Raw genomic sequence first — 5,273 nt, forward strand, 5'->3', positions numbered from 1 at the left:
TAGTCGAGGGCCTTGCCCCCCAGCTCGTTGGTGGTGACCAGAATGGCCACCGTCTGGTCGGGGAAAGCTTGGGCGGCTGCCAGGGCCCACCGTGTTACCTCCTGCAGCTCCTCCTCCGGCGATCCGGCTACCCGGCGAAACTCCACCTGACCCTCGCTGGCCGGGGGATTCTGGCCGCCAGCGGTGGCCGGACGAATGTGCTGGGGAGCCAGGGCGGTGCGCAGGGCCGGGATGGGGTGCTTCTGGTTCACCCAGTCCACCAGGCGGTTGGCCAACTCGAGGATCTGGGGGGCGCTGCGGCTGGACTCTTCTAAGACTACTCGGGGATTGGCCTGACAAAAGGCGCGAAACAGCCGTGGCTCGGCGGTGGTGAAGGTGCCCATGATGCTTTGGTTGGGATCCCCCACCCGCACCAGGTTGCCGGCGCGCTGGCTGAGCAACCGCAGCAGCTCTTCCTGCAGGGGGGAGCTGTCCTGGGCCTCGTCCTCGAACAGGTAGTCGTACCAGCTTTGCACCTGCTGCCGCAGCACAGGGTCGCGCTCGATCAGCTCCACCGCCTGCCAGCCCAGGTCGTCGTAGTCCAGCTTGCCCAGGCGACGCAGCTCCGCCTGGTAGGCGGCATAGAGGGGGGCGGCCCAGCCCAGATAGCCCTCCCTGTCGGCAGGGATCTGCTCCGGCCCCAGACGCAGATTCTTGGCCGTGCTGATCACCGCCTGCACCATCTGCTGGAAGCTACGCCGAAACCGCGTCCGGTTTCGAACCACCTTCTGGTGGGAATCGTCGGGGGGAATCAGCGGCTCCCAGAGGTGGGTGTGGTGGGCGAGCCAGGCGCGGCAGAGACGGCTGAGCAGGCGCTCCTGTTCATATCCCTCCAGGATGGACAGCTCTTCCCAAAGGCCAGGGGCCTCCCGCAACACCCGCAGCGATAGCGAATGCAAGGTAAAAGCTTGGGTAAAGCGCTCCGGATAGCCCGCCTCTTGCAGGCGTTGGTTGATGCGGCTGATCAGATTGCCCCGCGCCGACCGCATGTAGGTGAACACCCCGATGCGCTCCGGCGGGATCCCTCGATTCAGGATGAGGTCGGCAATCAGCAGCTCCAGGATGAACGTCTTGCCGCTCCCCGGGACTGCCGCGATCCCCAGAGGTCCCGAACGATACGCCAATGCCCGTTGCTGTTCTGGACGCAGCGTGACTTGGGGAAAAGGAGAAGCAGCCAAACCCACCATCGGCTCCCTGCCTAGTTGAGAATAAAAGTCTCGATGGCCACCGCCACCCCATCTTCGCTGACAGGGGGAGCCACCCAATCGGCGTGGGGCAGCAGAGCCGGCGAGGCATTCCCCATCGCTACCCCGATCCCCGCATACCGCAGCATCTCGATGTCGTTGTCGCCATCGCCGATGGCCATCACCTGATCCGCCGACACCCCCAGCAGCTCTTCTGCCAGAAAACGAACGGCATTGCCCTTATTCACCGCCGGATGGGCGGCCTCCAAAAAAATCGGCTCCGAGCGAGTGAGGTAGAGCTGCTCAGGAGAATACTGCCGCCGCAGGGATCCCTGTAATGCCTGCAAAAACTCCGTATCTTCACAAACAGCCAGGATCTTGGTGGGGCTTTGCCCATATTGGGCGGGGGAAAGCATCTGGAGCGGCACCTGGGAGCGTTCGGCATAGGCTTGGCTGAGGGGGCTGAGCTCTCGCACATAGAGCTGGTCATCGATGTAGAGGTGCACCCCCACCGGCTGATCCTGCAGCACCTGCAACAGCTCCTCCGTCAGCCGCCAGTCCAGGCTCCAGTGTTTTAAGGTCTTTTGGCTGTCGGGATCGCGAATGAGCGCCCCCTGATAGCTGCAGAGGGGCATATCGGCCCCAATGGCGTGGTGAAACCGCTCGGCAGAGCGATGCATCCGACCCGTCGCAATCGCCACCCGCACACCTGCGGCTTTGGCTTTTTGAATGGCCCGCTGCACCGGCTCCGAAACCTGGTTGGAAGGCCCGGCAATCGTGCCATCGATGTCCACCACCAACAGCCGAATGTCCCTCCGGGATCCCCCTTCCTTTTTTTGCTCTTGGATTTGAGCCTCTGCTCCGGTTTGCATTGCCCCTCCTCCTGGCAACCTCCCAGACCCTAACACGACTGCGGTCGGCTCCGTCGATAGTCTCAATAGGCCAGATTGAAGTGATCCTGAGTTGGATGCTGAGAGGTCAATCGACGGGGATTAGCAATGGTTCAAATGGCCGGTTAAAGGGTTCGGATCCCTGCCCTCTGCTGTTTAAGGAAAGAGCATACAATTGAGGAAGACTAGCCCCGTGATGGACAGAAATACCGTGAACATGCTGAAACGAATTGGTCGCGTCTGCCGGCCTTTGCTAGCCGTTGCCCTGGCCTTGATCTTGGCTTTGGCCCCCGTGAGCGCCGTCTGGGCCCGCAGTGGTGGTCGTATTGGGGGCGGCTCTTTCCGGTCTCCGACGTTCTCTGCGCCCCGCTCCATTGGCCCTCGCTCGGCTCCGGTGTACCCCAGCTATGGGGGTGGGTTCGGGTTCCCCCTGGTGGTGCCCTTTTTCTGGGGGGGCGGTGGCGGCCTGCTGACACTGCTGCTCTTGATTGGGGCCGGCAGCTTTTTGGTGCGCAGCCTGCGCTCGGCTGTTTCCGAAGATGGAGAGGACGGGGTTGGCGACCCGCTGGTAACCGTGGCCCAGGTGAAAGTGGGCCTGCTGGCCAGCGCCCGGCAACTGCAAAAGGAGATCAACGCTCTGGCTCTGGAATCAGACACCCAGTCGCCGGAGGGGCTGAGCCAACTGTTGCAGAATGTCAGTCTGAGCCTGATGCGCTACAGCGACTACTGGGCCTACGGCCATGCCCAGGTGGAGAAGCTGCCCCTCCCCCGCGCCGAATCCCTGTTCTACCAAGCCTCTTTGCAAGAGCGCAGCAAGTTTAGCGCCGAAACCCTCACCAACCGCAATAACCAAATCCAACAGGTTCCCCAAGCGGCGCTGAAGCGCGCTGCTGCTGGGATCCCGGACGTGGGCGAATACCTGGTGGTAACTCTATTGGTTGCGTATCGTGGCAACTTGGGTACACTACCTGTAGTTAATTCCGTGGCGGAGCTGCGGCAGTGTCTGATGCAGTTGGCTGCCATCCCGGCCGAGCGGATTGTGGCCATCGAGGTGCTGTGGACGCCGCAGTTGGAGGGAGACACCCTGTCGGCGGAGGCGCTGTTGACCGAGTACCCGGAAATGCGGCTCCTGTGAGGGAGCTGGGCTGAGGAGACGGCAACAGTCGGCTGAGTGTCTCAACGCCTCGGGATCCCCACCGTGAGGCCAGAGAGGTTCTATGTCCGGGTTGGATACTTCAGCAGCCAGGGGCCGTCGTTCTCCTTGGGTATGGTCTGGCCAAGCGAGGCAGGCAGATTCTCTGTTTGATGAGCTGTTTGGGGATCTGGAGCACAGCCTTGAGGCAGAGGGAGCGGAGGAGTATCCCTATTTGGGTACGCGCCCCCCGTTGCTTTCCCGCCGTTCTTCGGCTGGCGGCGGACTGCTGCTGGGTTTAGCTTTGGCGGCCACGCTGGTGGCGGGGCTGGCTTTTTGGATGACTCTGCGCCCGCGATCAGGGGTTTTCTCACAGGCCGATCCACCTCGGCAAAGAGATCCCGATCTCGTCGAGGCGCTTGGGCCTGCCTATTCCGCTTCCCTGCCAGCCCAAGAGCCGTCCTCGGCTTCAGAGGAGGAAGGTCGCCTGGATCTGCCTGAAAAGGTTATCTCTCAGGAGCCCAGCGGAGAGGTCGTGGCCAAGCCGGCGGCGAGAACGATCCCTGCAGCGGCAGCCAGCGCTCCTCCTGCCGCTCGAAGGTCTGCTCCGCCGGCGCGGATCCCGCCTCAACCGCCGCCCCAGATGAAGTTGGTGGGGTTGATCCACGATCCGGGTGCCCCTAAAGCCTTGATCTTGGTGGACAACGTGGTGCGGCAGGTGCCGGTCGGCCAGGCGGTGAAAGGAGAGTGGCGAGTCATCTCCATCAGCCCCTACGGGGTGGGCGTGAGCAACGGCGTTCGCAGCGTTACCTTGCAGTTGGGGTTGTCGCAACGGATCTAGATATCTCTCTTTTGTCTGGAGAGGGATCCCCGTGGAAGGTTGGATCGATAAAGAAAAAGGGAGAAGGGGCAGATGAAATTCGCCAAGCTGGGGCGAATGAGCCGCGGCAGAGTGGGATTGGGCTTAGCTTTGGGGTACCTCTGTCTCGGTCTGTTCGCTTGTCGCAGTGCGCCCCCCTCTTCTGGCTCTCCATCTGGGATCCCGCCGGCCTACGCCCATCGCCCGCAACTGCAAGGGAAGGCAGTGGTGGAGCTAGAGGTGCAAACTGCTGAAGGAGTGGGCAAGGTCCTCTTGGAGATCCGCGGAGAGGAGGCGCCCCTTACCGCCGGCCAGTTTGTGGATTTGGTGCAGCGGGGCTTTTACAACGGTCTCACCTTCCATCGGGTGGAGAAAGATCCCCAGCCCTTTGTGGTGCAGGGCGGGGATCCGCGGGGAGATGGCACCGGCGGCGCCCCAGAGCCGGGCAGCAGCCGCTTGCGCACCATCCCTCTGGAGATCCAGGTGCGCGGAGAGCCTCACCCCCGCTACAACACGTTGATCGAGGATCCCATCGCCCTGAGCAAGCTGGCCTTGCCCCATCGCTTGGGGGCGGTGGCCATGGCCCGTTCCAGCCCTCTCGACTCGGCTTCTTCCCAGTTTTATATCGCCCTCTCTGCTCTGCCGATCCTGGATGGGCGCTATGCCGTGTTCGGCTATGTCACCAGTGGCATGGAGTGGGTGGAGCGCCTGCAGGTGGGGGATGTGATCCGCTCGGCGCGGGTGCTGGAAGGAGCGGACTTGCTCAGGTATCCAGCAGGAGCAGATCAGACGGCGGCCCCCGGCGGTTTATGATAGGCAGCAGCTCTGCTGCTGGTTCGGCTGTCGTGGCTTGGGGAGGGGAGGGTTTTGTGCTCGCCCTCTCCACCAACCTGTGGGCGCCTTTTCATGCATGAAGACGCTTTTTCTCCTCTTGAACCCCTAGACGAGCTGCCACCTCACTCGCCGCCGGAGGTGGATGTGGAGCGGATGCTGCAGCAGTTGCAGGATCCGGATCCCCGTTTGCGGATGCAGGCGGCCCGCGCCTTCTGTGAGATCGAAGAACCCCGCGCCATCCTGCGCCTGTTGGCTTTGCTCAGGGATCCCTGCCCGTTGGTGCGGGTGGGAGCGGCCTATGCCCTGGGTCGCAATCCGGATCCCGCTGAGGTGGA

At 62.8% G+C, this 5,273-nt stretch carries 6 protein-coding genes; 4 read left to right on the forward strand and 2 right to left on the reverse strand.

Annotation, left to right across the window (positions count from 1 at the left end):
* Positions 1 to 1,226 (reverse strand): UvrD-helicase domain-containing protein (locus NW857_RS04345; protein ID WP_414368050.1); only part of this gene is annotated, 1,226 nt, incomplete at its 3' end.
* A gap of 11 nt (positions 1,227 to 1,237) precedes the next feature.
* Entirely contained in the window at positions 1,238 to 2,095 is an 858-nt protein-coding gene (locus tag NW857_RS04350) for a Cof-type HAD-IIB family hydrolase (protein WP_414335158.1), read from the reverse strand.
* A 214-nt stretch (positions 2,096 to 2,309) separates the two neighbouring features.
* On the opposite strand from NW857_RS04350, the gene NW857_RS04355 reads away from it, so the two are divergent.
* The 4 genes from NW857_RS04355 to NW857_RS04370 form a co-directional block, all read left to right on the forward strand.
* The gene (locus NW857_RS04355; protein WP_414335157.1) at positions 2,310 to 3,248 is read left to right on the forward strand and encodes a DUF1517 domain-containing protein; all 939 of its coding nucleotides are present in this window, start codon (positions 2,310 to 2,312) and stop codon (positions 3,246 to 3,248) included.
* An 82-nt stretch (positions 3,249 to 3,330) separates the two neighbouring features.
* Positions 3,331 to 4,086 (forward strand): hypothetical protein, encoded by a 756-nt coding sequence (locus NW857_RS04360; protein WP_414335156.1) that lies wholly within the window; start codon positions 3,331 to 3,333, stop codon positions 4,084 to 4,086.
* Positions 4,087 to 4,158: 72 nt separating this feature from the next.
* Positions 4,159 to 4,917 carry a peptidylprolyl isomerase gene (locus NW857_RS04365; RefSeq protein WP_414335155.1) on the forward strand — a complete coding sequence of 253 codons (759 nt, stop codon included), beginning with the start codon at positions 4,159 to 4,161 and terminating at the stop codon, positions 4,915 to 4,917.
* Positions 4,918 to 5,010: 93 nt separating this feature from the next.
* The coding region (locus NW857_RS04370; protein WP_414368053.1) for a HEAT repeat domain-containing protein at positions 5,011 to 5,273 on the forward strand (263 nt) is incomplete at its 3' end.

The organism is Synechococcus sp. H55.9 (genome assembly GCF_047462355.1).
Taxonomy (GTDB): Bacteria; Cyanobacteriota; Cyanobacteriia; order Thermostichales; family Thermostichaceae; genus Thermostichus.

Excerpts from the sequence above, each read along its gene's own strand:
- NW857_RS04350 (WP_414335158.1), bottom strand. The coding sequence starts at position 2,095 with ATGCAAACCGGAGCAGAGGCTCAAATCCAAGAGCAAAAAAAGGAAGGG.
- NW857_RS04355 (WP_414335157.1), top strand. The coding sequence starts at position 2,310 with ATGGACAGAAATACCGTGAACATGCTGAAACGAATTGGTCGCGTCTGC.
- NW857_RS04360 (WP_414335156.1), top strand. The coding sequence starts at position 3,331 with ATGTCCGGGTTGGATACTTCAGCAGCCAGGGGCCGTCGTTCTCCTTGG.
- NW857_RS04365 (WP_414335155.1), top strand. The coding sequence starts at position 4,159 with ATGAAATTCGCCAAGCTGGGGCGAATGAGCCGCGGCAGAGTGGGATTG.